This is a genomic window from Roseinatronobacter ekhonensis, from assembly GCF_900499075.1.
GTDB classification, from domain to species: Bacteria; Pseudomonadota; Alphaproteobacteria; order Rhodobacterales; family Rhodobacteraceae; genus Roseinatronobacter; species Roseinatronobacter ekhonensis.
The window spans coordinates 54,467-78,153 of sequence record NZ_UIHC01000009.1 but is presented as its reverse complement, the minus strand read 5'-3'; the positions used below and the strand labels follow the sequence as shown (position 1 = coordinate 78,153).

Annotated in this window: 23 protein-coding genes; 9 read left to right on the top strand and 14 right to left on the bottom strand. The window is 63.3% G+C overall.

Annotation, left to right across the window (positions count from 1 at the left end; all coding sequences use genetic code 11):
• Positions 1–4: 4 nt before the first annotated feature.
• The 5 genes from plsY to ROE7235_RS06500 are packed head-to-tail and all read right to left on the bottom strand — an operon-like array spanning position 5 to position 3,772.
• Positions 5–616, bottom strand: a complete 612-nt coding sequence (gene plsY, locus ROE7235_RS06520) for a glycerol-3-phosphate 1-O-acyltransferase PlsY (protein WP_183073364.1) — start codon at positions 614–616, stop codon at positions 5–7.
• On the bottom strand, positions 616–1,899 hold the full coding sequence (gene pyrC / locus ROE7235_RS06515) for a dihydroorotase (RefSeq protein WP_370743510.1): 1,284 nt from the start codon (positions 1,897–1,899) through the stop codon (positions 616–618). Before pyrC ends, plsY begins: the two co-directional genes overlap by 1 nt.
• Positions 1,900–1,908: 9 nt before the next feature.
• Entirely contained in the window at positions 1,909–2,340 is a 432-nt protein-coding gene (locus ROE7235_RS06510; protein WP_121093856.1) for a hypothetical protein, read from the bottom strand.
• A gap of 3 nt (positions 2,341–2,343) precedes the next feature.
• Positions 2,344–2,811 carry a hypothetical protein gene (locus ROE7235_RS06505; protein ID WP_121093855.1) on the bottom strand — a complete coding sequence of 156 codons (468 nt, stop codon included), beginning with the start codon at positions 2,809–2,811 and terminating at the stop codon, positions 2,344–2,346.
• On the bottom strand, positions 2,804–3,772 hold the full coding sequence (locus tag ROE7235_RS06500; protein WP_121093854.1) for an aspartate carbamoyltransferase catalytic subunit: 969 nt from the start codon (positions 3,770–3,772) through the stop codon (positions 2,804–2,806). The genes ROE7235_RS06505 and ROE7235_RS06500 overlap by 8 nt, the downstream gene beginning before the upstream one ends.
• Positions 3,773–3,881: 109 nt before the next feature.
• Between ROE7235_RS06500 and ROE7235_RS06495 the strand changes: the two genes are divergently transcribed.
• The 4 genes from ROE7235_RS06495 to ROE7235_RS06480 all read left to right on the top strand — a co-directional run bounded on the left by ROE7235_RS06495 (position 3,882) and on the right by ROE7235_RS06480 (position 10,208).
• Complete coding sequence (locus ROE7235_RS06495) at positions 3,882–4,676, top strand: uracil-DNA glycosylase (protein WP_121093853.1); 795 nt, start codon at positions 3,882–3,884, stop codon at positions 4,674–4,676.
• Positions 4,673–5,215 (top strand): molybdenum cofactor biosynthesis protein B, encoded by a 543-nt coding sequence (gene moaB, locus ROE7235_RS06490; protein WP_121093852.1) that lies wholly within the window; start codon positions 4,673–4,675, stop codon positions 5,213–5,215. Before ROE7235_RS06495 ends, moaB begins: the two co-directional genes overlap by 4 nt.
• Positions 5,216–5,288: 73 nt before the next feature.
• The gene (locus tag ROE7235_RS06485) at positions 5,289–6,767 is read left to right on the top strand and encodes an efflux RND transporter periplasmic adaptor subunit (protein WP_121093851.1); all 1,479 of its coding nucleotides are present in this window, start codon (positions 5,289–5,291) and stop codon (positions 6,765–6,767) included.
• A 3-nt stretch (positions 6,768–6,770) separates the two neighbouring features.
• The gene (locus tag ROE7235_RS06480; RefSeq protein WP_121093850.1) at positions 6,771–10,208 is read left to right on the top strand and encodes an efflux RND transporter permease subunit; all 3,438 of its coding nucleotides are present in this window, start codon (positions 6,771–6,773) and stop codon (positions 10,206–10,208) included.
• Here ROE7235_RS06480 and ROE7235_RS06475 read toward each other — a convergent pair.
• Entirely contained in the window at positions 10,184–11,005 is an 822-nt protein-coding gene (locus ROE7235_RS06475) for a protein-disulfide reductase DsbD domain-containing protein (protein ID WP_121093849.1), read from the bottom strand. The two genes, ROE7235_RS06480 and ROE7235_RS06475, sit on opposite strands and share 25 nt — an antisense overlap.
• Before the next feature lie 123 nt (positions 11,006–11,128).
• On the opposite strand from ROE7235_RS06475, the gene ROE7235_RS06470 reads away from it, so the two are divergent.
• On the top strand, positions 11,129–11,722 hold the full coding sequence (locus ROE7235_RS06470; RefSeq protein WP_121093900.1) for a YqgE/AlgH family protein: 594 nt from the start codon (positions 11,129–11,131) through the stop codon (positions 11,720–11,722).
• Positions 11,723–11,783: 61 nt separating this feature from the next.
• Positions 11,784–12,347 (top strand): NYN domain-containing protein, encoded by a 564-nt coding sequence (locus ROE7235_RS06465; protein WP_121093848.1) that lies wholly within the window; start codon positions 11,784–11,786, stop codon positions 12,345–12,347.
• Between the two features lie 10 nt (positions 12,348–12,357).
• On the opposite strand, the gene paaZ is transcribed toward ROE7235_RS06465, so the two are convergent.
• The 8 genes from paaZ to ROE7235_RS06425 form a co-directional block, all read right to left on the bottom strand.
• On the bottom strand, positions 12,358–14,406 hold the full coding sequence (gene paaZ, locus ROE7235_RS06460; RefSeq protein WP_121093847.1) for a phenylacetic acid degradation bifunctional protein PaaZ: 2,049 nt from the start codon (positions 14,404–14,406) through the stop codon (positions 12,358–12,360).
• An 11-nt stretch (positions 14,407–14,417) separates the two neighbouring features.
• Positions 14,418–15,485 carry a 1,2-phenylacetyl-CoA epoxidase subunit PaaE gene (gene paaE / locus ROE7235_RS06455; protein ID WP_121093846.1) on the bottom strand — a complete coding sequence of 356 codons (1,068 nt, stop codon included), beginning with the start codon at positions 15,483–15,485 and terminating at the stop codon, positions 14,418–14,420.
• A 10-nt stretch (positions 15,486–15,495) separates the two neighbouring features.
• The gene (gene paaD, locus ROE7235_RS06450; RefSeq protein ID WP_121093845.1) at positions 15,496–16,002 is read right to left on the bottom strand and encodes a 1,2-phenylacetyl-CoA epoxidase subunit PaaD; all 507 of its coding nucleotides are present in this window, start codon (positions 16,000–16,002) and stop codon (positions 15,496–15,498) included.
• A complete protein-coding gene (paaC, locus tag ROE7235_RS06445) occupies positions 15,996–16,766 on the bottom strand; it encodes a 1,2-phenylacetyl-CoA epoxidase subunit PaaC (RefSeq protein ID WP_121093844.1) in 771 nt (256 codons plus the stop codon). The genes paaD and paaC overlap by 7 nt, the downstream gene beginning before the upstream one ends.
• On the bottom strand, positions 16,766–17,050 hold the full coding sequence (gene paaB, locus ROE7235_RS06440; protein ID WP_121093843.1) for a 1,2-phenylacetyl-CoA epoxidase subunit PaaB: 285 nt from the start codon (positions 17,048–17,050) through the stop codon (positions 16,766–16,768). The genes paaC and paaB overlap by 1 nt, the downstream gene beginning before the upstream one ends.
• A 72-nt stretch (positions 17,051–17,122) precedes the next feature.
• On the bottom strand, positions 17,123–18,100 hold the full coding sequence (paaA, locus tag ROE7235_RS06435) for a 1,2-phenylacetyl-CoA epoxidase subunit PaaA (protein WP_121093842.1): 978 nt from the start codon (positions 18,098–18,100) through the stop codon (positions 17,123–17,125).
• Positions 18,101–18,115: 15 nt separating this feature from the next.
• Positions 18,116–19,321, bottom strand: a complete 1,206-nt coding sequence (gene pcaF / locus ROE7235_RS06430) for a 3-oxoadipyl-CoA thiolase (RefSeq protein WP_121093841.1) — start codon at positions 19,319–19,321, stop codon at positions 18,116–18,118.
• Positions 19,322–19,417: 96 nt separating this feature from the next.
• Positions 19,418–20,275 carry a PaaX family transcriptional regulator gene (locus ROE7235_RS06425; RefSeq protein ID WP_183073356.1) on the bottom strand — a complete coding sequence of 286 codons (858 nt, stop codon included), beginning with the start codon at positions 20,273–20,275 and terminating at the stop codon, positions 19,418–19,420.
• Positions 20,276–20,453: 178 nt separating this feature from the next.
• Here ROE7235_RS06425 and ROE7235_RS06420 point away from each other — a divergent pair, with 178 nt between their 5' ends.
• The 3 genes from ROE7235_RS06420 (at position 20,454) to ROE7235_RS06410 (ending at position 23,648) form a co-directional block, all read left to right on the top strand.
• Positions 20,454–21,497, top strand: a complete 1,044-nt coding sequence (locus ROE7235_RS06420) for a TRAP transporter substrate-binding protein (protein WP_121093898.1) — start codon at positions 20,454–20,456, stop codon at positions 21,495–21,497.
• 73 nt (positions 21,498–21,570) lie between these two features.
• The gene (locus ROE7235_RS06415) at positions 21,571–22,155 is read left to right on the top strand and encodes a TRAP transporter small permease (protein WP_121093896.1); all 585 of its coding nucleotides are present in this window, start codon (positions 21,571–21,573) and stop codon (positions 22,153–22,155) included.
• Complete coding sequence (locus ROE7235_RS06410; protein WP_121093839.1) at positions 22,152–23,648, top strand: TRAP transporter large permease; 1,497 nt, start codon at positions 22,152–22,154, stop codon at positions 23,646–23,648. The genes ROE7235_RS06415 and ROE7235_RS06410 overlap by 4 nt, the downstream gene beginning before the upstream one ends.
• Positions 23,649–23,687 lie beyond the last annotated feature (39 nt).

Here is a 23,687-nt window from a genome sequence, read left to right as displayed (position 1 = left end):
GCGCCTAGCGGGCTTTCTTCTTGAAACGCGGCTCGGTCCGGTTCCACAGGCGCTTGATGTTCTCGCGGTGTTTGTAGAAGACCAGCAGTTTCGCCACCACCAGCACGACCACGACCGGCAGGTAGCCCATGACCCCAGCATAGATTGACGACATCCCGCAGGCCGTCAGCCCTGCCAGCGACGAATAGCGACTGGCTTTGAAGGTCACGACCCATGTCGCGCAGGTGGCCAGCCCCACGGGCCATACCAGCGCCAGGGTGATTCCGATGAAGGTGGCCACGCCCTTGCCGCCCTTGAACCCGATGTAAACCGGATACAAATGGCCGATAAACGCGGCGAGCGCGGCGGTTTGCGCGGCATCTGGCCCGATCAGCCAACCGGCGAGCAGCGCAGCGATTGCCCCCTTCGCCGCATCCAGCGCGAAGGTGGCCACGCCAGCCGCTTTGTTGCCCGTGCGCATGACATTGGTGGCGCCGATATTGCCCGATCCAACGGCGCGCAGGTCGCCCAGACCCATGACGCGGGCGATGACCACGCCGAACGGAATGGACCCAAGCGCATACGCGGCCAGCCCGACCAGACCCAGCAACCACAGCGGTGTGACGAGATCGGGGATCATGCCGTCACCTCTGCCGCGTCGAACACGCAAACGGCGGCGACATAGGTGGCCAGCACGCGCCCCTCCATCCGGGCGCCGTCATAAGGCGTGTTCTTGGATTTCGACGCGAGCGTGGCGCGGTCGAGCACGAAAGGCGCATCGGGGTCGAACAGCACCAGGTCGGCGGGAGCGTCGGGGGTCAGCCGTCCGCCCGCAAGCCCCAGCCGTTTCGCAGGGTTCAGCGACAGCGCGCGCCAGATGGTCGGCAGGTCCAGCCCTTCGGAATGGTAAAGCCGCATTGCAGCAGGCAAAAGCGTTTCCAACCCGACCGCGCCCGCCGCCGCTTCCTCGAATGGCAGGCGTTTGGATTCCTCATCCTGCGGCGTGTGCATGGAACAGATCACGTCGATCAACCCCTCTGCCACCGCCTGCACCATGGCGCGGCGGTCGTCCTCGGACCGCAAGGGCGGCGTGAACTTGAAAAAGCTGCGATATCCACCCACATCCAACTCGTTCAGCGTCAGATGATGGATGGAGATGCCTGCGGTCACGTCCAGCCCGTTGGCCTTGGCGCGCTCCAACGCGGGCAAGGTGCGCGCGCTCGTGATCTGGTCGGCATGGTAACGCACGCCTGTCATCTCGACCAAGCCCATGTCGCGGTCAAACCCCATGCGTTCGGCCATGGGCGACACGGCGGGCAGACCGCGCAAGGACGCAAATTTCCCCGATGTCGCGCATGTGCCATGCGACAGGCCGGGATCTTGCGGGTGTGCTATGACCAGTGCCCCAAGCCCGCGCGCATAGGCCATGCAGCGCGAAAGAACCTTGGTGTCTGTGCTGACATGGTCGCCATCGGTAAAGGCTACGGCACCGGCATCCAGCAGAAAGCTGATTTCCGCCATCTCGCGCCCTTCGCGGCCACGGGTCAGCGCGGCCATGGCGCGGATGTTCACGGGCGTACGCGCCTCGGCGCGGCGGGTGACGTATTCCAGCACTTCGGGTGTGTCGATGGCGGGGTCGGTGTCGGGGCGCATGACAATAGTGGTCACACCCCCGCGCGCGGCGGCCAGCCCGGCTGTGCGCAAGGATTCCTTGTGCTGCGCACCCGGCTCGCCCACCTGCACGCCCATATCGACAATGCCCGGTGCAAGGCATTTGCCGGCGCAATCGACCGCCCGCGCGCCCTTGGGGAAGGGGCCATCGCGTTCCAAGATCGCACCGTCCCGCACCAGCAGCGTGCCGAGCGCGTCGGTCCCGGCCTCTGGGTCGATCAGGCGGGCATTGTGAAACCACATCATCAGCAGCTTTCCTTATCCAGCAATCGTGTCGCGCAGCAGGGCCGCTACGGCAGAGGGGTTGGCCAGCAGGTTGATCGCATAGCGCCCGGTGTCGGTGCGCACGGTCAACCCGGTCAGCCAGACGCGGATACGGCGAATATCCGACAGCGCAATCTCTGTTTCGGGTGCAAGCACAAGGCGGCGATTGGTCAGCCAATAGACCGGCATGGGCCGCATCAGCCTTTGCGCGGCAATGGGGCCCAGCAAAAAGCTCAACGTGACCAGCGTGCCGAGGGACGTGTCCGGCTTTGCCTCGTCTTGCGCGCCGTTGAACACAAGCAAGCCGGCCGTCAGGGCCAGCACCCCTAGAACGCCCAACAGTGCTTCGAACAAGATGGCGATCTCGCGGTCTTGGGCCACGCGCGCGACAAGCTGCTCTTCGGGGTGCAGGCTGATCTGCGGCACGACTCAGTCCCCCTTGCGCTTGGCACGTTTGGCGCGCGCGGCCTCTATCTCGGCGACAACGGCCTCTGCGGCGTCGATATGCTTGATAAGGTATTTGTCACCCGCTTTGGTGATGACCTGAATATCGCCCATCAGGCGGCGCACGGTGGCCAGTTCCAGCAGATACACGCTGCGCCCGCCGGGGCCGATCAACCGCATATCGGTCAGCCGCCAGCGAAACTTCATCTGTTCGCGATACAGCCACAGGCCGCGCACGGCCAGCGCCAGCACCGCGCCCAAAGCCCCGATCGCGGCATAGGGCGAGCCTATGGCCCAGAGCACGACGCCCGCGCCGACCATGCCCAACACGCCCAGAACGCCGTGGTCGCGCCAGTATCGGCCCTTGTCCGAACGGATTTCGCGCAACAGCTTCTCGCCCGGTTCCAGCGGGATGTCGTCTGTATCAGGGCGTGTTTCGATCTGCTCATTCATCTGAAATGCTCCGCAATCTGTCGCGTTCGCGGCGGCGACGCAGGTTTTGGGCCAGCAGGTCCATGGCCGCCATGCGCACCGCGACTCCCATTTCCACCTGTTCCTGAATGACCGAGCGGTTGATGTCATCGGCAATCGCGCCGTCAATTTCCACGCCCCGGTTCATCGGGCCGGGGTGCATGACGATGGCGTCGGGTTTGGCATAGGCCAACTTCTCTGCATCCAACCCGAAACGATGGAAATATTCGCGCTCTGACGGGACAAACCCGCCGTCCATCCGCTCGCGTTGCAGGCGCAGCATCATGACCACATCGGCGCCTTCCAGCCCCGCTTTCATGTCGTCGAATACCTCGACGCCAAAGTCTTCGACCCCTTTGGGCATCAGCGTGCCGGGGCCGACAAGCCGGACACGATTTTCCATTTTGCCCAGCAGGATCAGGTTCGACCGCGCGACACGGCTATGGGCAATGTCGCCGCAGATCGCCACGGTCAGCCGGTGCAGCCGTCCCTTGGCGCGGCGAATTGTCAGCGCATCCAGCAGCGCCTGCGTGGGGTGTTCGTGCTTGCCGTCGCCCGCGTTCAGCACCGCGCAATTCACCTTTTGCGCCAGCAGGTCGACCGCGCCCGAATTGCCATGCCGCACCACCAGCAGATCGGGGTGCATTGCATTCAGCGTCAGCGCCGTATCGATCAGCGTCTCGCCCTTTTTCAGGCTGGAATGGGCCATCGCCATGTTCATCACATCCGCGCCCAGCCGCTTTCCTGCCAGCTCGAAACTGGCTTGCGTGCGGGTCGAATTCTCGAAAAACATGTTGATCTGTGTCATGCCTTCCAGCGCGCGACCGTGCTTTTCAGCACTGCGGTTCAGGCCCACATAGTCCTGCGCCAGATCAAGGATCGTCGTAATCTCGACCGGATGCAGGTGTTCGATCCCCAGCAGGTGGTCTTGGGTGAAGGTCATGGGACACTCGCGCGATGGGACAGCGCCACGGGTATAGAAACCCTGCCCCCTTGCGGCAAGGGTAAACCGCGCGCTTTCCCTTGGGGCGCGGGCACGCTACCTGTTGCATATGGAATCGGCTTGGCAAGACGACTGGCACTTGGCCCGCGCCTATCTGGCGTGGCAGGCAGAGCTTGGCGCGACGGATGCGATCTGCGATGCGCCCGTCAACCGCTACGACCTGCCCGCCAAGCTGGAAAAACCGGCGCACCCTGCGCCCGCCGCCGCCGCGCCCGTTGCGGATGCCCCGCAGGTGGACCCGGTCGCGCAGGCGCAGGCGATGGCGCAGGCGGCGGGTGATCTGGACGCGTTGCAAGCGGCCATGTCCACCTATGATCATTGCGAGTTGAAACGCGGTGCGCGCAACCTTGTGTTCAGCGATGGCGTGCGGGGTGCCCGCGTGATGATCGTGGGCGAGGCCCCCGGTCGCGAAGAGGACCGTGCGGGCAAACCGTTTGTGGGCGAGGCGGGCCAGATGCTGGACCGGATGTTCGCGGCCATTGGCATGGCGCGCGATACGCCCGATCCGGCCTGCGCGCTTTATATCACGAATGTGCTGCCGTGGCGTCCGCCGCAAAACCGCGATCCCTCTACCGAAGAACGCGCAATGATGCGGCCTTTTGCGTTGCGCCATATCGAACTGGCTGACCCGGATATTCTGATCCTGATGGGTCGGATTTCCGCCAGCACCATGCTGGCGCGCGACATCCGCATCACGCAAGAGCGGGGGCAGTGGCAACAGGCGCTGGGCCGCCCTGTCATCCCGATGCTGCACCCGGCCTATCTGTTGCGCAACCCTGCCGCCAAGCGCGACGCATGGGCCGACCTGCTGTCGCTAAAAGCCAAGCTGAGAGAGGTGACATGAGCCGCATCGACCCCGACAAGCCCTTTGTGCCCGTACGTTTTGGCGTGCTGACGGTGTCCGACACCCGCGCGCTGGCCGATGATCGGTCGGGTGACACGCTGGTCGCGCGACTAGAGGGTGCGGGCCACGTTCTGGCCGCGCGCGACATCGTGCGCGACGAGCGTGATGGGATCGCCGCAAAATTGCGCGACTGGTGTGCCGATGACGGAATCGACGCGATCCTGACCACCGGTGGCACCGGCCTGACCGGGCGCGATGTTACCGTAGAAGCGCATCGCGACGTATATGAAAAAGAGATCGAGGCATTCGGCACGGTGTTCACCATCGTGTCCATGCAGAAGATCGGGACATCCGCCGTCCAGTCGCGGGCCTGTGCGGGCGTGGCGCAGGGAACATATCTGTTCGCACTGCCCGGATCACCCGGAGCCTGCAAGGATGCGTGGGACGAAATCCTGTCGCTACAATTCGATTTCCGCCACCGGCCGTGTAACTTTGTCGAGATTCTCCCCCGTCTTGACGAACATTTGCGACGGAAATAACGGGCTGCGGCGTTATAGCGGGTTGAACCATCCGCGCGCGCGGCGCGTAAAGGGTGTGTAACTTGGAGTAGTCATGCGTTTTCTGACCCGCAGCCTTCTTGGCCTGTTTCTGGCCGCCGTCTCAGTTTCCGGGCTCGTGTATGCGGGGGCAACGCTTGTGAGCGCGATCCAGAGCCGTGCGGAAAATGCGAACGGCCCGCGCGGCGAGGCGCGCGAACGTGTTTTCACGGTGCAGGCGCTGCCGGTGACGACAGGGCAGGTTGAACCCGTGCTGTCGGCCTTTGGAGAGGTGCGCAGCCAGCGGACGCTGGAACTGCGCGCACCTGTTGGTGGCCGGATCATCGAACTTGGCGACGGGGTCGAGGACGGGGCCGAAGTTTCTGCAGGGCAGGTGCTGTTCCGAGTTGATCCCGCGGACGCGGAGGCCGCGCTGGCCCTCGCCCAAAGCGATCTGACGCGCGCCGAAGCCGAACTGCGCGAAGCAGAACGTGCGCTGACCTTGGCTGCCGAAGATGTCGCAGCAGCAGAGGCGCAATTCGACCTGCGGGCCCGCGCGCTGGACCGTCGCGTCGGGCTGACAGAGCGCGGCGTCACCACAGAAGCCGCGCTGGAGGAGGCGGAACTGGCCGTGGCCTCTGCGCGCCAAGCCGTCGTGGGCCGCAAGCAGGCCCAAGCCAGCGCAGAGGCGCGCGCCGATCAGGCCCGGACCGCGCTGGAGCGCCAGAATATCACGGTGGCCGAAGCCGAACGCCGCTTGGCCGATACCACCGTGCGTGCAGGCATTTCCGGCAGCTTGGCCGATGTCGCACTGGTCGAGGGGCGGCTGGTCAACACGAGCGAGCAGCTTGCGCGGATCATCGACCCATCCTCGCTGGAAGTATCGGTGCGCGTGTCGACCGCGCAATACCTGCGGCTGATTGACGAAAATGGTCGCCTGCGCGATGCGGGTGCCGAAGTGGCGCTGGAAGTGGCCGGATACGAGATTGCCTCGCCCGGTCGCTTGGTCCGTGCCTCTGCCACCGTGGCAACAGGCCAAAGCGGGCGTGAGGTGTTTGTGGAACTGGCCAACCCGCGTGGGTTTCGTCCCGGCGATTTTGTGACGGTTCGCCTGTCGGAGCCCGCCTTGGACGATGTCGCGCTTTTGCCGGCAAGCGCCATCACCGTCGGTGGCGAGGTGCTGGTCATCGGCGAAGATGACCGGTTGAGCGCGCGGCCGGCCAATGTTTTGCGCCGCCAAGGCGACAACGTGATCGTCGAGGCAGGGGCGCTGGCCGGGCTGGAAATCGTGCGCGAGGTGGGTCCGATGCTGGGTGCGGGCATTCTGGTCCGCCCGCTGCGGCAGACCGCTGATGGCCAATTGCAAGCCGAGGCACCCGAAATGGTCATGCTGGACCCCGAGCGCCGCGCCCGCCTGATCGCCCAGGTTGAGGGCAATACCCGCATGCCCGAACCTGTGCGCGCCCGCCTGATCGCCCAGCTTTCGCAAGACAGCATTCCGGCCAGCACGCTGGAGCGGTTGGAAGACGGCGCCGCCCCGCGTCAGGGGGGATAAGCGATGAGTGCAGAGCAAACGACCCGCCGCAAGGGGCTGTCGGTTCAGGCGGTGGGCATCTTCCGCTATTTCACCCGCCACAAGACCGCGGCGAACTTGTTGCTGGTCATCATGGTGGTGATGGGGCTTGCGGCCATGCCACAGATGCGCACGCAGTTCTTTCCCGATGTGGTGGTCGACAACATCAGCGTGGATATCCCGTGGCCCGCAGCGGGTGCCGAAGACATTGACCGCGCTGTGGTCGAATTGGTGGGCCCTGCGTTGCAAGCCGTAGAGGGTGTCACAGAAATCAGCACCGAGTCACGCGAAGGCCGCGCACGTTTCGAGTTGGAGTTTGAGACCGGCTGGGACATGTCCCGCGCCAACAACGATGTGCAGGACGCCATTGATGCGGTGTCCAACCTGCCCGATGACGTGGAAGACCCGCAAACAAGGCGCTCTACTTGGGCAGACCGCGTGACCAACGTGGTGGTCAGCGGCCCCGTTGCGATTGAACAGCTTGCCCGCTTTGCCGACGAATTCGCGGCGCGGCTGTATGATGCGGGGATCACCCGTACCACCGTGCGCGGTGTTGCCAGCGCCGAAGTGATGGTCGAGGTGCCAAGCCGCAATCTGATCGAGCATGACGTGACCATGTCCGAGATCGCGCAGGCCATTGCGCAGACTGTCAGCACCGACCCCACCGGCGATGTGGCCTCTGGCGCGGCACGCGTGCGCACAGGTGTCGAGCGGCGCTCTGCCACTGAAATCGCGCAGGTGGCCCTGCGCACCCGGCCAGACGGCTCTATTCTGACCGTGGGCGATGTGGCGCTGGTCGAAAAAAGCGATATCAGCCGCGACCGCGCGTTCTTCGTGGGCGCTGATCCGGCGATCAGCCTGCAAGTCAGTCGCTCGCAACAAGGCGATGCGATTGCCATTCAGGAACAAGTGGCCGAGATCGCGGCGGAGATGAACCTGACTCTTCCAGAGGGCACCCGGATCGAGCTGGTTTCGACCCGTGCGGACTATATTTCCAGCCGGATCAACCTGCTGGTCAGCAATGCCTTGATGGGATTGGGGTTGGTCGTGGTGCTGCTGTTCCTGTTCCTGAACGCGCGCACCGCTTTCTGGGTCGCGGCGGGCATACCGGCCGCGATGATGGCGGCGATTGCGGTCATGTATGTCATGGGCCTCAGCCTGAATATGATATCGCTGTTTGCCTTGATCATTACGCTTGGAATTGTGGTCGATGACGCGATTGTTGTGGGCGAACACGCCGACTACCGCGCCCGCGAATTGGGAGAGACCCCTGCGCAGGCAGCAGAGAACGCCGCAACCCGGATGGCGCACCCGGTATTCGCCGCCACGGTCACGACCATTCTGGCCTTTGGCGCATTGGTCCTTGTCGGCGGGCGGTTCGGCACATTGATTGCTGACATACCGCTGACCGTCATCGCAGTGCTGATCGCGTCCCTTGTCGAGTGTTTCCTGATCCTGCCCAACCACATGGCGCATTCCATCGCGGCGGGGTTGCGCGAGAACTGGTATGACTGGCCGTCGCGGCAGACGAATCGCGTGTTTCGCTGGTTACGCCACAACGGCTTTCGGCCCCTCATGCAGCTGGTCATTGCCGCACGCTATCCGGTTCTTGCCGGGCTCATTGCGCTGTTGGCGGTGCAAACCGCAAACCTTGTGCGCGGCGATCTGCCGTTCCGGTTTTTCAACCCGCCCGAGCAAGGCTCTATCACAGGCAATATTGTCATGAGCGACGCGGCGACACGGGCTGACACCGTTAATATGTTGCGCGAATTGCAGCGCGCGGCGCAGGACGTGGCGGCGCAGGTCGAAGCGGAAAACGGGGTGAACCCGATCACCTTCGCCATGGTAGAGATCGGCGGCCATGCCGGGCGCCCGCTTGCATCTGCCGAGAACAAGGACGGCGACCTGCTGGGCGGCATTTCGATAGAGTTGGTGGATGCCGATCTGCGACCCGTCTCTTCGTTCGCGTTTTCGTCCCAGTTGCAAGATGCGGTCACGCGCCACCCGCAACTGGAAGAATTCAGCTTCCGGTCCTGGGGGTCCGGACCCGGCGGGGACGGTGTGTCGGTAGATCTGACCGGCGGAGACTCGGAAACGCTGAAAGCCGCCGCCGAATCCCTCCGCGCGGCGCTTGCGCCTTATCCCGAAGTGACCGGGCTGGATGATAACCTGCCGTATGACAAACCCGAACTGATCTTGCAGCTGACCCCGCAAGGGCAGGCGCTGGGCTTTACCATCGACAGCCTGGCGCGTGATCTGCGCCACCGCCTGACGGGCATAGAGGCCGCGACGTTCCCTGACGGTCTGCGCACGGGCCGTGTGCGAGTGGAACTGCCAGAGACAGAACGCGCCGCCGATTTTCTCGACAGCATGCAGATGCGCTCGCCCACCGGCAATTATGTATTGCTGGGCGACATCGTGTCGGTGCACGAACGGCAAGGGTTCAGCCGAGTTCTGCGCGAGAACGGGGCGCGCGTGGTCACGGTCTCTGGCGATCTGTCCGAAGACGACGCTGCCCGCGCCCGTGAGGTCACGCTCGCGCTGCAAAACCAGATCCTGCCTGCGCTGGAAGCCGATTTCGGCATCACCACCCGCCTGTCCGGTCAGGCCGAGCAGGAACGCGAATTCCTGTCCGACGCGGCCATCGGTCTGGGGCTGTGCCTGATCCTGATCTACCTGACGCTGGCTTGGGTGTTCTCAAGCTGGCTGCGCCCCTTCGTGGTCATGGCGGTTATCCCCTTCGGCCTGATCGGTGTGATCTACGGGCATCTGAGCTGGGACGTGGCGATGTCGATGTTCTCGATCGTCGGCATCATGGGAATGGTGGGGATCATCATCAACGACTCGATCGTTCTGGTGACGACGGTAGACCAATACGCCCGCGACCGCGGGTTGATTCCGTCCATTGTCGACGCTGCGTGCGACCGCCTGCGCCCCGTCATCCTGACCACGTTGACGACGGTTCTGGGGCTGATGCCGCTTCTGTTTGAAAAATCGAGCGAGGCCCAGTTTCTGAAACCCACGGTCATCACGCTTGTCTATGGTCTTGGTTTTGGCATGGTGATCGTGCTGCTTCTGGTGCCCGCACTTCTGGCCATCGGGCATGACTTGCGGCGATTGTTCACATCTTTGTCGCGCGCGCTGACCCAGCCGCAAACCGGTATCGCGCAACTGCCCCGGCTGGCGACGCTGGCCGTGGCGGTGTGGATCTCGCTGACACTCGGGTGGACCCTCTGGCAAGGGGCGCTGCCCGGCGCGCTGGCCGGTCTGGCAGACGGCGCCACCGTCGCGCCGCTGCAACTTGCGTTGCTAGTGGCGGTCGCTGGCACGGCGGTTTTGCTTGTGCTGCTATGGCTTTTGGGCGCAGTCGCGGTCTGGCTGGGCCAGCGGCGCGCGGCTCAGCGGGTCAGCGAGCAGCCCTGATGCTCGAACGTCCCGTCAGGCGTTATCAGCGTCATGCGGATGGCGCTGCGATCAATTCCGGCGGCTTGGCCCTTTTTGCCACGCAACATCGCCTGTCCGGTCAATTGACCGCCAACGCGCTGTGACGGCAGGGATTGCACACGCCAAGCGCTGCCCGGCAGTTCCAGCAAGATATATTCCTGTCCGGCGCGCTGCGGGATTGTCCAGTGCGCAGACAGATGCATCCCCTTTGCGGCGGGCTGCACCTCGCAGCGCAGGTCCGACAGGCCCGCCGAACGCCCGGATTCGGGTTGCCGTGCCAATGCGCTGCGGATTGCGCGGTCAGGGCCGCCCCGCCCGTCCAGAACGGTTGCGAACTGCATATCCACGGGAATGCAGACATCGTCGCACACCCCGATGCTAAAGGCGGCGCGCAGGTCGATCGGCATGCCTGCACTTGTCGGCGTCAACTCTAGCGGCAGGACCAACTCGTTGGCGTAGCCTATGCTGAGATACCCCGCCTTGGTGAACAGGCGCGGGGCAGGCCAATGCAGCCTTGCCCCTGCCAGATTGCCAGACCCGGACAGGTCCAGCCGTGGCGGGATGCCGCTTTCCCCCGGATGGCGCCAATAGGTAATCCAGTCACGCGCCAGACGCAGATGCAGCGCCGCCATGATCGTGCCATGCTCGGTGCGCCAGCCCGGCAACACCTCTGCCGCAACAATGTCGGACGGGCGCGGCACCTGTGCGGTGGCCGGGCTGACGGCCCAGACGCTTGCGCAAATAGCAACGCTGGCGAGGGATCTGAAAATGCTCATGCCTCTGTCATCCGTTGTCTGGCGTGAGATTGGAAGTCACAAAACGGCGAGAGCGTCATGTCGTGGCTGTTCGCTTGCAACACAGGCTTTGCATGTGCCCTGTTGCTGGGGCATGATTGGCGCATGACCGACGACACGGGCCTTGCGGGACACTTGTTGATTGCCATGCCGGGCATGCCCGATCCACGCTTTGCGCATTCGGTGGTGTTTCTCTGCGCCCATTCTGCCGAAGGGGCGATGGGCTTGATCGTCAACAAGCCGTTGCCCGACCTGAATTTCGGGATGTTGTTGCAGACGCTCGATATTCCATTGCAAGGTCAGAATAGCGGTCTGGGCGATGCACCGGCGCAAGCCGATGACGCGGTTTATTTTGGTGGGCCGGTAGAAACGTCGCGCGGATTCGTTCTGCATACGCCTGATGTGATGGCCGCCGATGCCAGCTTGAGCGTAACCGAGTTTGCCGCGCTCAGCACATCGCTGGACATATTGGCGCAGATCGCGCGCGGCCAGGGGCCGACAGAGGTTCGGCTGGCGTTGGGCTATGCCGGATGGGGACCGGACCAGTTGGACGCAGAATTGCGCGCCGGTGGCTGGTTGACATGCGCCGCCGATGCCGGATTGCTTTACGGCACTGCGCCGGGCGAACTCTGGTCTGCGACGTTGGACCGGATCGGGGTCGACCCGCGACTTTTGTCTTCCACGTCCGGTCGGGCATAATCCCGCCACAATTCGGGCTTAGCCTTGGATCAATCCTAGGTAGAAATGCTCCGGACTGATAATGACACTGACAGATTTTTCCGCCCTGATTTTCCAATTCCCAATCGAGAGCGCGTTTCTGGGTGCCTTGGCGCTCATTTCGCTCATCCTCATGGTGCGCCCGTTCCACCGCAAACCGGCGCGCACGGATGGCGACGGATCGGAAAAGAGACCGCGATTTATCATGATTGACGGGTCAAATGTCATGCATTGGCGGGACAACACCCCGGATATCGACTCCGTCCGCGAGGTCGTCGTCAGTTTGCGGGCGCAAGGCTATACACCCGGCGTCGTGTTCGATGCCAATGCAGGCTACAAGTTGGAAGGGCGCTACCGCAATCACTACAAGCTGGCCAGACGGATCGGGCTGCCACATGAACAGGTCATGGTTGTGCCCAAGGGCGAACCCGCCGACCCGATGATCCTGCGCGCCGCGCGCGACTATGGTGGGCGTGTGGTGTCGCAAGACCGCTTCCGCGACTGGGAAGGGGATTTTCCCGAACTGCGCCGACCCGATTTCCGCGTCCGCGGTGGCTATGACGGCGGCAAGCTCTGGCTGGATTTGCCCGAAGCCAGTGTAGCGTAGCGCTTTGGCGTTAGGGCCAGGTCTTTGCTACCATTGTCAGCACGTCATATTGCGCGACCACGCTGCCATCCTGCTTGGTCACTTCGCAATCCCAGCGCACTTCGCCGTAGTCGGCGTCGGCGCGCGGGTTGATGGCTTTGCAGGTCAGGTCCACGCCCAAGCTGTCGCCCGGATAGACCGGCGTCAGGAAGCGCAGATTGTCGACGCCGTAATTGGCCAGAACCGGGCCGGGGTCCGGCTGCACGAATAGCCCCGCCGCGAAAGACACGATCAGGTAGCCATGCGCCACGCGCCCCTCGAAGAACGGGTTGGCGCGGGCGGCGTCCGCGTCCATATGAGCGTAAAACGTGTCGCCCGTGAAGCTGGCGAAATGTTCGATATCGGCCAACGTCATCTCGCGCCGCTCGGTCACAACGCGGTCGCCCAGCCGCAATTCGGCCAAGGATTTGCGGAACGGGTGCGTGCCGTCATGGCTATCGGCTCCTTTGGTCCACTCGCCCGTGACCGCCGCCAACAAGCGCGGGGTGCCCTGCACCGCACTGCGCTGCATGTAATGATGCAAGCCGCGCATGCCGCCCAGTTCTTCGCCCCCGCCTGCGCGACCGGGACCGCCATGCACCAGCATCGGCAGAGGAGAGCCGTGGCCAGTCGACGATTTGGCGCTGTCACGATTGCCGATCATTACCCGGCCATGAAAGGGCGCAAGGCCCAGCACGATCTCTTCCGCGACATCCGGCGCGTTGGTGAAGAGCGACGACACAAGCGAGCCTTTGCCAAGTGCTGCAAGCTCGACGGCCTGATCTGCGCTGTCATAGGGCAGCAGCGTTGCAACGGGGCCGAAGGCTTCGACCTCGTGCACCGCATGGGCCTGCATCGGCTGGTCGGCATACAGCAGCACGGGGTTCAGGAAAGCCCCATGCGCCGCATCGCCAGAGGCAACATGCACGTCATCGGGGTTGCCCGCAACGATCTCTGCCCCCGCTTGCAGCCGCGCAATCGCCGCACGCACATCGTCGCGCTGGGCAAGGCTGGCCAGCGCGCCCATGCGTGTTGTCTGATCGCCCGGCAAGCCAACGGCAACCTCTGCCATGCGCGCGGCCAAAGCATCGCGCACCGCACCCGCTGCCGCGCGCGGCACGATCACGCGGCGGATGGCGGTACATTTCTGCCCGGCTTTGGCAGTAATCTCGCGCATCACCTCGCGGATGAACAGGTCGAATTCGGGGGTATCCGGCGTGGCATCGGGGCCAAGGATGCAGGCGTTCAGGCTGTCGGCCTCCATCGTGAAACGGGTAGAATTGCAGATGATCGCGGGGTGCGATTTCAGCATCTGCCCGGTCGCGGCGGACCCGGTGAAAGTGACAACATCCTGCCCCGTCACATGGTCCAGCATGTCGCCCACGCCGCCGCAGACCAGTTGCAGCGCCCCTTCGGGCAAAAGCCCCGTTGCCAGAATGCGCCGCACGACCAGTTCGGTCAGATACGCGGTCTGGCTGGCGGGTTTCACCATGGCGGGCATACCGGCCAGAAGGTTCGGCGCAAGCTTTTCCAGCATCCCCCAAACCGGAAAGTTGAACGCGTTGATATGCACCGCGACCCCGCGCAAGGGCGTCAGGATATGGCGCGCGGAAAAGCTGTGATCCGCCGACAACGCCTCGACCCCGCCATCGGTCAAAACACGGCTATTGGGCAATTCGCGTCGCGCCTTCGACGCGTAGTTCAAAAGCGTGCCGATGCCGCCGTCAATGTCTATCCAGCCATCCTTTGGCGTGGCCCCGGTGGCCAGCGACAGGGCGTGAAAATCGTCCTTCTGATCCAGCAGCGCCAGCCCGATCGCTTTCAGCATCAGGGCGCGCTCATGCACGGTCATGGCGCGCAACGCGGCACCCGCGCGGCGGCCATGCTCTAACGCCTCGGCCATGTCCAAACCGGTCGCGTCAATTTCGGCGACCACTGCCCCCGTCGCGGCATCCAGCAGCGGCTTATACGCGCCGCGCCCGTCGCGCCACGCGCCGCACAGGTAGCTTTGCAGCCGCATCGGTTGGCTTGCGTCCAGCATGGCCGTTCCTTTCAGGTGTCGTAGCTCAGCACCAGCCGGTCACTGGTCGGCGTGCATTGGCAGGTCAGCACATAGCCGGCGCGGACCTCGTAATCTTCCAGCGCATGGTTGACGGCCATCTCGGCCGCGCCGTCGATCACCTTGGCGCGGCAGGTGGAACACACGCCAGCCGTGCAGGAAAACGGCGCGTCCAGATCGGCCCCCAGCGCCGCCTGCAACACGGTGGTGCCATCCATCGGCATGTCCAAGTTGCGCGTTGTGCCATCCAGCGTGATCGAGAGTGCGCAAGTCTTGCCCTTGGTATCTGATATGGCCACCGCGCGCTGTGCCGCGCGGCCCGGCTGCGCGGCCCCAAACAGTTCATACCTGATCTGATCGTCGGTCAGCCCGTGGTCGCGCAGTGATCCTGCAATGGTCTGCATCAACGCCTCTGGCCCGCAGATGAAGGCTGCATGCACCGACTTCAGGTCAATCCATTGCGTGAACAGTTTGTCCAACTTGGCTGCGTCCAGTCGCCCGGTAAACAGGTCAATCTCCTGCGCGTCTTGTCCCAGCACATGCAGCACCGACAGGCGGCTCAGATACTGGTCCTTCAGGTCGTCCAACTCGCCCCGGAACATGATCGAGGCGATCTTGCGATTGGCGTAAACCAGCGTCACGCGCGATTGCGGTTCGCGCATCAGCACGGTGCGGATGATAGACAGGATGGGCGTGATCCCGGAGCCTGCGGCAAACATCAGGTAGTGCCGCCGCTCCTCAGGCACGAGCGGGATGTGGAACTTGCCTTGGGGCGGCATGGCCTCCAGCACATCGCCAGCCTGCAATTCGGTATTGGCCCAAGTGCTGAACGCGCCGCCCTCGACCCGCTTTATGCCCACCCGCAGCGCGCCATCATCCAGCCCCGCGCAGATGGAATAGGACCGCCGCACTTCCTGCCCGTCGAAGCCGCGCCGAAACGTCAGGTATTGCCCTTGGATGAAGCGAAAGGCGTCATTGTCTTGGGGCTGCAACGTCACAACCACGCTGTCGCGCGTATCGCGCGCCACATCGGTCACGGTCAGGGGGTGGAAACGACTCATGCGCGCGCCCTCAGATACATTTGAAATAGTCGAACGGCTCTAAGCAATCGCGGCATTGATAGGCCGCTTTGCAGGGGGTGGAGCCGTGTTGGCTGACCTTCTGTGTGTGCTCGGACCCGCAGCGCGGGCAGGCGACAATCAGGGCCGCGCCGGTCAGCCGCTTCACGCGGCCTGCGACCACGCCGGTAGCCCCGGTGCCATCCACCGGTGGAGCGATCCCGTAAGCGCGCAGCTTGTCGCGCGCGGCATCGGTCAGCCAGTCGGTGGTCCATGGCGGCGACAGTCGCTGCTGCATCCGCACATTCGCCACGCCCTTTTCCCGCAAGGCACGCTCAATCTCGAAATTGATGGCCGCGGTGGCCGGGCAGCCCGAATAGGTCGGCGTGACGGTCACGACAACCGCATCCCCCTCCAGCGCCACATCGCGTACGATGCCCAGTTCGGTGACAGAGATCACCGGGATTTCCGGGTCAGGCACTTCTGCCAGCCACTCCCAGATTTGCGCCGTGTTTACCATGTTGCATCCGGGTAGGCGCGTGGCAGGAATTGCATGGTCGCCAGCATATGGCCCAGATGCTCGGAATGCTGGCCCTGCTTGCCGCCCTTATGCATGAAGCCGCTTTCGGGAATGGTCAGCGTCGCCTCGGCCAGAACATCTTGCACCAACGCGTCCCATGTGGTGCGCAGACCGTTCAGGTCGGGCATGATCCCGGCCTCTGCCAAGGCGGCATCGGTCGCATCCGGCACCATCATCTCGCCCGTGTAGGGCCAAAGCGTGTCCAGCGCCGCCTGCATGCGCGCGTGGCTTTCACCGGACCCATCGCCCAGCCGGATCACCAGATCGGCAGAGCGTTCCAGATGATAGGCCACCTCTTTCCCGGCCTTGACCGCAATCTCTGCCACCCGCGTATCGCGCGACTGCGCCAGTCCCGCCAGCATCGGCTGGTGCCACGCATCGAACAGGAATTGCCGCATCAGGGTGTGGCCGAAATCGCCATTCGGACGTTCGACCAGCAGCAGGTTTCGAAAGTCCCAGACGTCGCGGTGGTAGGCCAGCGTATCGGAAGTGCGCTCGCGGCCCTCAACCTCGCCCGCCAACCCCAGCCACATCTGCGTCTGGCCAATCAGGTCCAGCGCCACATTGGCCAGCGCGATATCCTCTTCCAGAACTGGCGCTTGCCCGCACCATTCCGACACCCGGTGCCCCAGAACCAGCGTGCTGTCGCCCAAACGGCATAAGCCCTCGAACAAGGCCGCATCCAGATCCACCACAGCACCCATCACATATGCCCAATCTCATCGGGGATGTCGAAAAAGCTGGGGTGGCGATACACCTTGTCCTGCGACGGCTCGAACATCGGGCCTTTATCCGACGGGCTAGAGGCCGAAATCGCCGCCGACGGTACAACCCAAATGCTCACCCCTTCATTGCGCCGGGTGTAAACATCGCGCGCATGGCGCATCGCCAGTTCTGCATCGGGCGCGTGTAGGCTGCCTACATGCCGGTGGTTCAGGCCATGCTGACCGCGAATAAAAATCTCCCAAAGGGGCCATTCCGCAGACATCGCTTTACCCTTTCATCTTTGCAAAAATATCCTGAGGGTAGGCCGCAGGCCGTAGGGGGCAAAGCCCCCTGTTCATTCGGCAGCTACCGGCGCCGAATGCTGTTTGGCAGCGTGTGCCATTAACCCGTCGCGCACCCATGCGCCGTCGTCCCAGGCCTTTTGCCGCGCGGCCAGGCGCTCAGTATTGCAGGGGCCGTTGCCTTTCAGCACCTCGAAAAACTCGTCCCAATCGGGTTCGCTGAAATCATAGCCGCCCTTGTCTGCGTTCCAGCGCAGGTCGGGGTCGGGCACGGTCAGGCCCAGATATTCGGCTTGCGGCACCGTCTGGTCGACGAATTTCTGGCGCAGCTCGTCATTGGTGTTCATCTTGATCTTCCACCGTATCGACTGCGCGGAATGCACGCTGTCGGCATCGGACGGGCCGAACATCATCAGGCTGGGATACCAGAAGCGGTTCAGCGCATCCTGCGCCATGTGGCGTTGCGCCTTGGTGCCGGTCGCCATCTTGCGCATGATGTCAAAGCCCTGCCGCTGGTGGAAGCTTTCTTCCTTGCAGATGCGGATCATGGCGCGGCTATAGGGGCCAAAACTGGTGCGTTGCAGCGGCACCTGGTTCATGATTGCCGCACCATCGACCAGCCAGCCGACTGCGCCGATATCGGCCCATGTCAGCGTCGGGTAGTTGAAGATGGACGAATATTTCATCTTCCCCGCCAGCAGCGCCTCTGTCAGCTCGTCGCGCGACACGCCCAGCGTTTCGGCGGCGCAATACAGATACAGCCCGTGCCCCGCCTCGTCCTGCACCTTGGCCAGCAAGATTGCCTTGCGCTCCAGCGATGGCGCGCGGGTGATCCAGTTGCCTTCGGGCAGTTGGCCGACAATCTCGGAATGCGCGTGCTGGCCGATCTGGCGGATCAGCGTCTTGCGGTAGCCCTCGGGCATCCATTCCTTCGGCTCGATCTTTTCGCCCGCATCGATCCGCGCTTGAAACGCGGCCAGCTTTTCGGGGTCGTCCTGCGTCGCTTCGGATTTCACCATTTGTGCGTACATTTTGGCATTCCTCTCTCAGACACGTTCCAGAATAAGGGCTACGCCTTGGCCGACGCCGACGCACATTGTGCACAGCGCGTAGCGCACTTGGCGGCGCTGCAATTCCCAAACTGCGGTGGCCACCATTCGCGCGCCGCTTGCGCCGAGCGGGTGGCCCATCGCGATTGCGCCGCCATTTGGGTTCACATGCGCGGCATCGTCGGGCAGGCCCAACTCGCGCAAGCTGGCGAGGGCTTGGGCAGCAAAGGCTTCGTTCAACTCGATCACGTCCATGTCGCCAATACCCAGCCCCGCAAGCGCCAGCACCTTGCGCACCGCCGGGACCGGGCCAATGCCCATGACGCGCGGGGCGACACCTGCCGCTGCGCAGGCGATGATGCGGGCGCGGGGGGTCAGGCCGTTGGCCGAGGCCGACGCCTCAGAGGCCAGCAGCAGTCCCGCCGCGCCGTCATTCACGCCGCTCGCATTGCCTGCAGTCACGGTTAGGTCAGGTCCGTTGATGCCGCGCAGCTTGGCCAGACCTTCGGCGCTTGTGTCGGGGCGCGGGTGTTCGTCGCGGTCGATCACCAGCGCGGCCCCTTTGCGCTGCGCCACCTCGACCGGGCAAAGCTCGTCCACAAAGCGCCCTGCATCTTGCGCCGCCGCCCAACGTGCCTGAGACCTTAACGCGAAGGCGTCTTGGTCAGCGCGCGCGACATTCCAATCGGCGGCCACGTTATCGGCAGTCTCTGGCATCGAATGCGTGCCATGTGCCGCGTCCATTTTGGGGTTTACAAACCGCCAGCCGATGGTTGTGTCATAGACGGCAGTCGCACGCGAAAAGGCCGACGTGGCTTTGGGCATCACAAATGGCGCGCGGCTCATGGACTCAGCACCGCCCGCCAGCATAAGGCTGCAATCCCCGGCGCGGATGGCGCGGGCGGCCATGCCCACGGCATCGAGGCCCGAGGCGCACAGCCGGTTCACGGTGATCCCCGGAACCTCGACCGGCAGATCGGCCAGCAAGGCGGCCATACGCGCGATGTTGCGATTATCTTCGCCGGCCTGATTGGCGCAGCCCATGACAACGTCATCAACGGCGGCCCAATCGACCTGCGGGTTGCGCGCGACCAGCGCGCGCAATGGAATTGCGGCCAGATCGTCAGCCCGGACAGAGGATAGTGCCCCCCCATATCGCCCGATGGGCGTGCGTTGCGCATCGCAGATATATGCCTGTGTCATCCGGCCCCTCCCAAGGCGCGACGGCTGCGGAACTACACACTACAGCAAAAGCGTCACAAAAAGAAGAAAAAATATTAGTATTTTGTGCTGCTTTTGTCAGGTGCTGTCCAAAAGGCTGGACTGCAAGGCCGCGCGCCGTGCTGCGATGACCGAATCTCGCATGGTGTTTTGCGCGTCTTTCAGCGCCAAAAGGCTGCGTTCGTGGCTTTCAGCTTGCGCACACAGCGCCAGATAGCTTCGGGCGAACACGGCACGCGCCTTGGGTTCCGGGTGTCCGGTTGGCAGCAGGTTGGCTGGCAGGCGCGGATCGCGAAGGGCGACCTTTCGCCATGCATGGGTCAGTACCAGACGGGCCTGCAAGGCCGCTTTGGAGGACGGGTCCGGCAGGGCGGACACGGTGCGCGCCAATTCACAGAACGCGCGATACTCTTGCGCCAAAGTCTCTAGCGGAAAGACCCTTGCCAGCATTGCGGTCAGGTCGGCCTGCGCACCATCGGCATGAGCGGTGAAGGCAACAGCGCCCTCAGGCACCGCTCCGCGCGCAGGGCCGAACCCAAGCTGCGGCGACAGCGCGGCCATTCCCAGACGCTCCAACCCATCGGGCGCATGCCCGTCGGGGAAAAACAAAAAGCGCCAAGGCCGTTCTTGGGGTGCAGTGTAAATCACCTGGGCCGCGCGTTCGAATTCGGCCCGTGCGCCGGGTGCCAAGGCGTAGTAGCTGCGCCGACCGTGCCGTGTGCCAACCAATTGCCCCGCCGCCACAAGCCGAGAGACCGATGTCCGCACAAGGGTCTCGCTGATTCCGAGATCGGCGCATAAGTCTATCAAATGTCCGATCCACAACGCTTCGTCGGCAGGAAAGGCCACATCGCCGAACACTGTCACGATAAACCCGCCCGACCGCAGGGGACAAAGGGCAAGGATCTCGTCGAAACCGCTGAGTTGATCTTGCACGCGCACCCCCTGTTTTACTGTTTGGACAGAGTGCCGCCCCATGGCAGACTGCGCAAGGGGAGGAGCGGCGCTGAGGTAAAATCAACCGCTCGGTCGAAAAAACACTGGCGCAAATGGCTGTCTTGTGCTTTCAAATTGATAGTTGCTAATGCAACTTTATACACGGGAGGAGAAATTCATGACCTATCGCAGAACCCTGCTTGGGCTGGTGGGCGGTGCTTTGGCCGGGGCCGTTACGTTTGGCGCTGCGCCTGCAATGGCACAGGACGTCACGCTCAGGCTGCATCATTTCCTGTCGGCGCAAGCGAATGTGCCGATGCACATCCTTGATGTCTGGGCCGACAATGTCGAAGCCGACAGCAATGGCCGCATCAAGGTGGACCGCTTTCCCAGCATGCAACTGGGCGGAACACCGGGCGAGTTGTATGACCAAGCCGCATCCGGCACCGCCGATGTGATCTGGACGGTGGTCGGCCTGACGCCGGGCCGTTTCCCCAGCACCGAAGTCTTTGAATTGCCCTTCATGGTCAGCGATGCGCGCGCGGCCAGCTACGCGTATTGGAACTTGTATGAAGAGGAAATGCAGGACGAATTTTCCGATGTCAAAATGATCGGAACATGGGTGCATGGCCCAGGCGTGATCCACTCCGCCGACCCGGTCGAACAACCTTCGGACCTGGAAGGCATGAAGCTGCGCGGCCCCTCGCGCCTGACAGTGCAGTTGCTGGAAAGCCTTGGGGCAACGCCCGTGGGGATGCCCATCGCGCAATCGCCAGAGGCGATTTCCAAAGGTGTTATCGACGGTGCGGTGATGCCGTGGGAAGTGGCCCCTGCGTTGCGCATTCCCGAGCTGGTCGAAAACCACACCGAGTTCGAAGGCAACATGCTGTATACAGTGACCTTCGTGCTGGCCATGAACCAAGCGCGCTATGATGGCATGCCCGATGACCTGAAGGCAGTGATCGACGCGAATTCCGGGTTGGAATTTTCGGTTTTCGCCGGTGGCACACAGCAGGATTACGACGCTCCGGGCCGCGAGATGGCTGATGAGATGGGCAACAACATCATCACCATCGGTGCCGATGCCGTGTCCGAATGGGCCGACCTGTCAGCTCCCATCTACGAGCGTTGGGTGGCCGATATGGCAGAGCGCGGCAAGGACGGGCAAGCGTTGATAGAGCGCGCACGCGCGTTGATGGACGAGTATGCGGCCAGCAACTGATCGGGCTGGCATCGGGCGGGGGCGCGCGCAAGTGCGCCCTTTCCTGTGCCTGCGCTTGCAATAGATGAAGGTCATGCACCGTTTCATTTCCACACTCGCACGCGGTATGGCGCTTTTGGGCGGCACGGTTTTGGCGGCGTTGGTCATCATGACCTGCCTGTCCATTCTGGGCCGGCAGGCCAACACGCTGATGCATATGGATCTGGTGCAATCACTGGCACCGGGATTTGCGGAATGGGCGTTGGGCACCGGCCTTGGCCCGATTTTCGGCGACTATGAGATTACCGAAATGGGCATGGCCTTTGCGCTGTTCTGCTTCCTGCCGCTGTGTCAGTTGACCGTTGGCCACGCCCGGGTGGATGTGTTCACGTCGTTCCTGAGCGCGCGCAGCAACCGCATCTTGCGCTTCCTGACAGAGATTGCGCTCGCCGTTGCGCTGGTTCTGATCGCATGGCGCTTGCAGGTGGCAACAGAGGCGCGGATGAGCACCGGACAGACCACCTACCTGCTGGAATGGCCGGTTTGGTGGGCTTATGCGGCCTCCAGCGTGGCCGCTTGGGCAGGGGTCGTGGTCGCGGTCTACATGGTCTGGGTCCGCACGGTCGAAGTGGCGCGCGGCCAAGACATTATCGGTGACGGCGGGGAGGCCGAGCATTGAGCGACATCGCCATCGGCATCCTGTCTTTTCCCGCCCTTCTGGCGCTGATCTTCCTGCGGGTGCCCATCGGGCTTGCCATGTTCCTGACCGGGTTGATTGGCTTGGTCTGGGTCACGGGCGGCACGCTGGTGCCATTGGCGCGGCTGGAAACCGAAACCTTCACCACCTTCGCCAGCTATTCGCTGAGCATTATTCCCATGTTCCTGCTGATGGGGCATTTCGCCACTTTGGGCGGGATGAGTCAGGCGTTGTTTCAAGCGGCCGCCGGATTTCTGGGCCACCGCAAGGGCGGTGTCGCCATGGCCGCCATCGGGTCCAGCGCGGGGTTCGGGGCGATCTGCGGTAGCTCGCTGGCAACCGCCGCCACCATGAGCCGCGTGGCCCTGCCAGAGTTGAAACGCTACGGCTACGCGGGCGGGTTTTCCACCGCAACGCTGGCGGCGGGCGGCACGCTTGGCATATTGATCCCGCCATCGGTGGTGCTGGTGATCTATGCCATCCTGACAGAGCAGAACATCGCGAAACTGTTTCTGGCCGCGTTTATTCCCGGCATCATGGCGGCGATCGGCTATGTGATCGTCATCTCGATCTATGTGCGGGTAAACCCGGACGCCGCTGGCCTGCGCCCGCCCATGCCTTGGGCAGAGCGTATGTCCGCGCTGGTCAAGATTTGGCCCGTGTTGCTGGTCTTTGGCCTTGTGGTGGGCGGGATTTATGCAGGCTGGTTCACGCCCACCGAAGGCGCCGCCGTGGGCGCGCTGGGCACCGGGTTGATCGCGTGGGTCAATGGTGGGCTGACACGGGCAACGCTGGCCGAAAGCTTTGTCGTAACAGCGCGGTCCAGCGCGATGATCTTCTTCATCATCTTCGGCGCGGCATTTTACAACGGGTTTCTGGCGCTGACGCAGGTGCCCCAGAGCATTGCCGAATTTGTCGGATCACAAGGCTACGCACCCTTCGTCGTGCTGCTGATCATCCTGTGTTTCTACCTGCTTCTGGGCTGCGTCATGGACAGCCTGTCGATGATCCTGCTGACCATTCCCATTTTCTGGCCGGTCATGATGGAGCTGGATTTCAACTTCATCTCCATGGCCGAGTTGCACGCGGCCCGCGCGGCAGAGGCATTTCGCCAGGGCGTCGATCTGGCACCAGAGATGCTGCGAAGTATCGAAGAGGCGTTGGCCGCCGGCGCTGAACTGACCCGCGAGCAGACCCGTGCGCTGGGTCTGCGCCGTGTGAATGCGCTGGCGTTGGAGCGCGCGAATCTGGAACTGACCGCAATCTGGTTCGGAATTCTGGTGCTGATTGTGGTCGAGGTCGGGCTGATCACGCCGCCAGTGGGCATGAACCTGTTCGTCATCAACGCGATGGACCCGAAAACCCGAATTACCGACACGTATCGCGCGGTGCTGCCTTTTGTTGCGTCCGACCTGATCCGCGTGGGGATTTTGGTGGCATTTCCGGCGATTACCTATTTCCTGATCGCCGTGTGACGGGCCAATCCACTACCCTTGAGTTGTGTAGTTGGTCAT

Excerpts from the sequence above, each read along its gene's own strand:
- ROE7235_RS06505 (WP_121093855.1), bottom strand. The coding sequence starts at position 2,811 with ATGAATGAGCAGATCGAAACACGCCCTGATACAGACGACATCCCGCTG.
- ROE7235_RS06500 (WP_121093854.1), bottom strand. The coding sequence starts at position 3,772 with ATGACCTTCACCCAAGACCACCTGCTGGGGATCGAACACCTGCATCCG.
- ROE7235_RS06495 (WP_121093853.1), top strand. The coding sequence starts at position 3,882 with ATGGAATCGGCTTGGCAAGACGACTGGCACTTGGCCCGCGCCTATCTG.
- moaB (WP_121093852.1), top strand. The coding sequence starts at position 4,673 with ATGAGCCGCATCGACCCCGACAAGCCCTTTGTGCCCGTACGTTTTGGC.
- ROE7235_RS06485 (WP_121093851.1), top strand. The coding sequence starts at position 5,289 with ATGCGTTTTCTGACCCGCAGCCTTCTTGGCCTGTTTCTGGCCGCCGTC.
- ROE7235_RS06480 (WP_121093850.1), top strand. The coding sequence starts at position 6,771 with ATGAGTGCAGAGCAAACGACCCGCCGCAAGGGGCTGTCGGTTCAGGCG.
- ROE7235_RS06475 (WP_121093849.1), bottom strand. The coding sequence starts at position 11,005 with ATGAGCATTTTCAGATCCCTCGCCAGCGTTGCTATTTGCGCAAGCGTC.
- ROE7235_RS06470 (WP_121093900.1), top strand. The coding sequence starts at position 11,129 with ATGACCGACGACACGGGCCTTGCGGGACACTTGTTGATTGCCATGCCG.
- ROE7235_RS06465 (WP_121093848.1), top strand. The coding sequence starts at position 11,784 with ATGACACTGACAGATTTTTCCGCCCTGATTTTCCAATTCCCAATCGAG.
- paaZ (WP_121093847.1), bottom strand. The coding sequence starts at position 14,406 with ATGCTGGACGCAAGCCAACCGATGCGGCTGCAAAGCTACCTGTGCGGC.
- paaE (WP_121093846.1), bottom strand. The coding sequence starts at position 15,485 with ATGAGTCGTTTCCACCCCCTGACCGTGACCGATGTGGCGCGCGATACG.
- paaD (WP_121093845.1), bottom strand. The coding sequence starts at position 16,002 with ATGGTAAACACGGCGCAAATCTGGGAGTGGCTGGCAGAAGTGCCTGAC.
- paaC (WP_121093844.1), bottom strand. The coding sequence starts at position 16,766 with ATGGGTGCTGTGGTGGATCTGGATGCGGCCTTGTTCGAGGGCTTATGC.
- paaB (WP_121093843.1), bottom strand. The coding sequence starts at position 17,050 with ATGTCTGCGGAATGGCCCCTTTGGGAGATTTTTATTCGCGGTCAGCAT.
- paaA (WP_121093842.1), bottom strand. The coding sequence starts at position 18,100 with ATGTACGCACAAATGGTGAAATCCGAAGCGACGCAGGACGACCCCGAA.
- pcaF (WP_121093841.1), bottom strand. The coding sequence starts at position 19,321 with ATGACACAGGCATATATCTGCGATGCGCAACGCACGCCCATCGGGCGA.
- ROE7235_RS06420 (WP_121093898.1), top strand. The coding sequence starts at position 20,454 with ATGACCTATCGCAGAACCCTGCTTGGGCTGGTGGGCGGTGCTTTGGCC.
- ROE7235_RS06415 (WP_121093896.1), top strand. The coding sequence starts at position 21,571 with ATGCACCGTTTCATTTCCACACTCGCACGCGGTATGGCGCTTTTGGGC.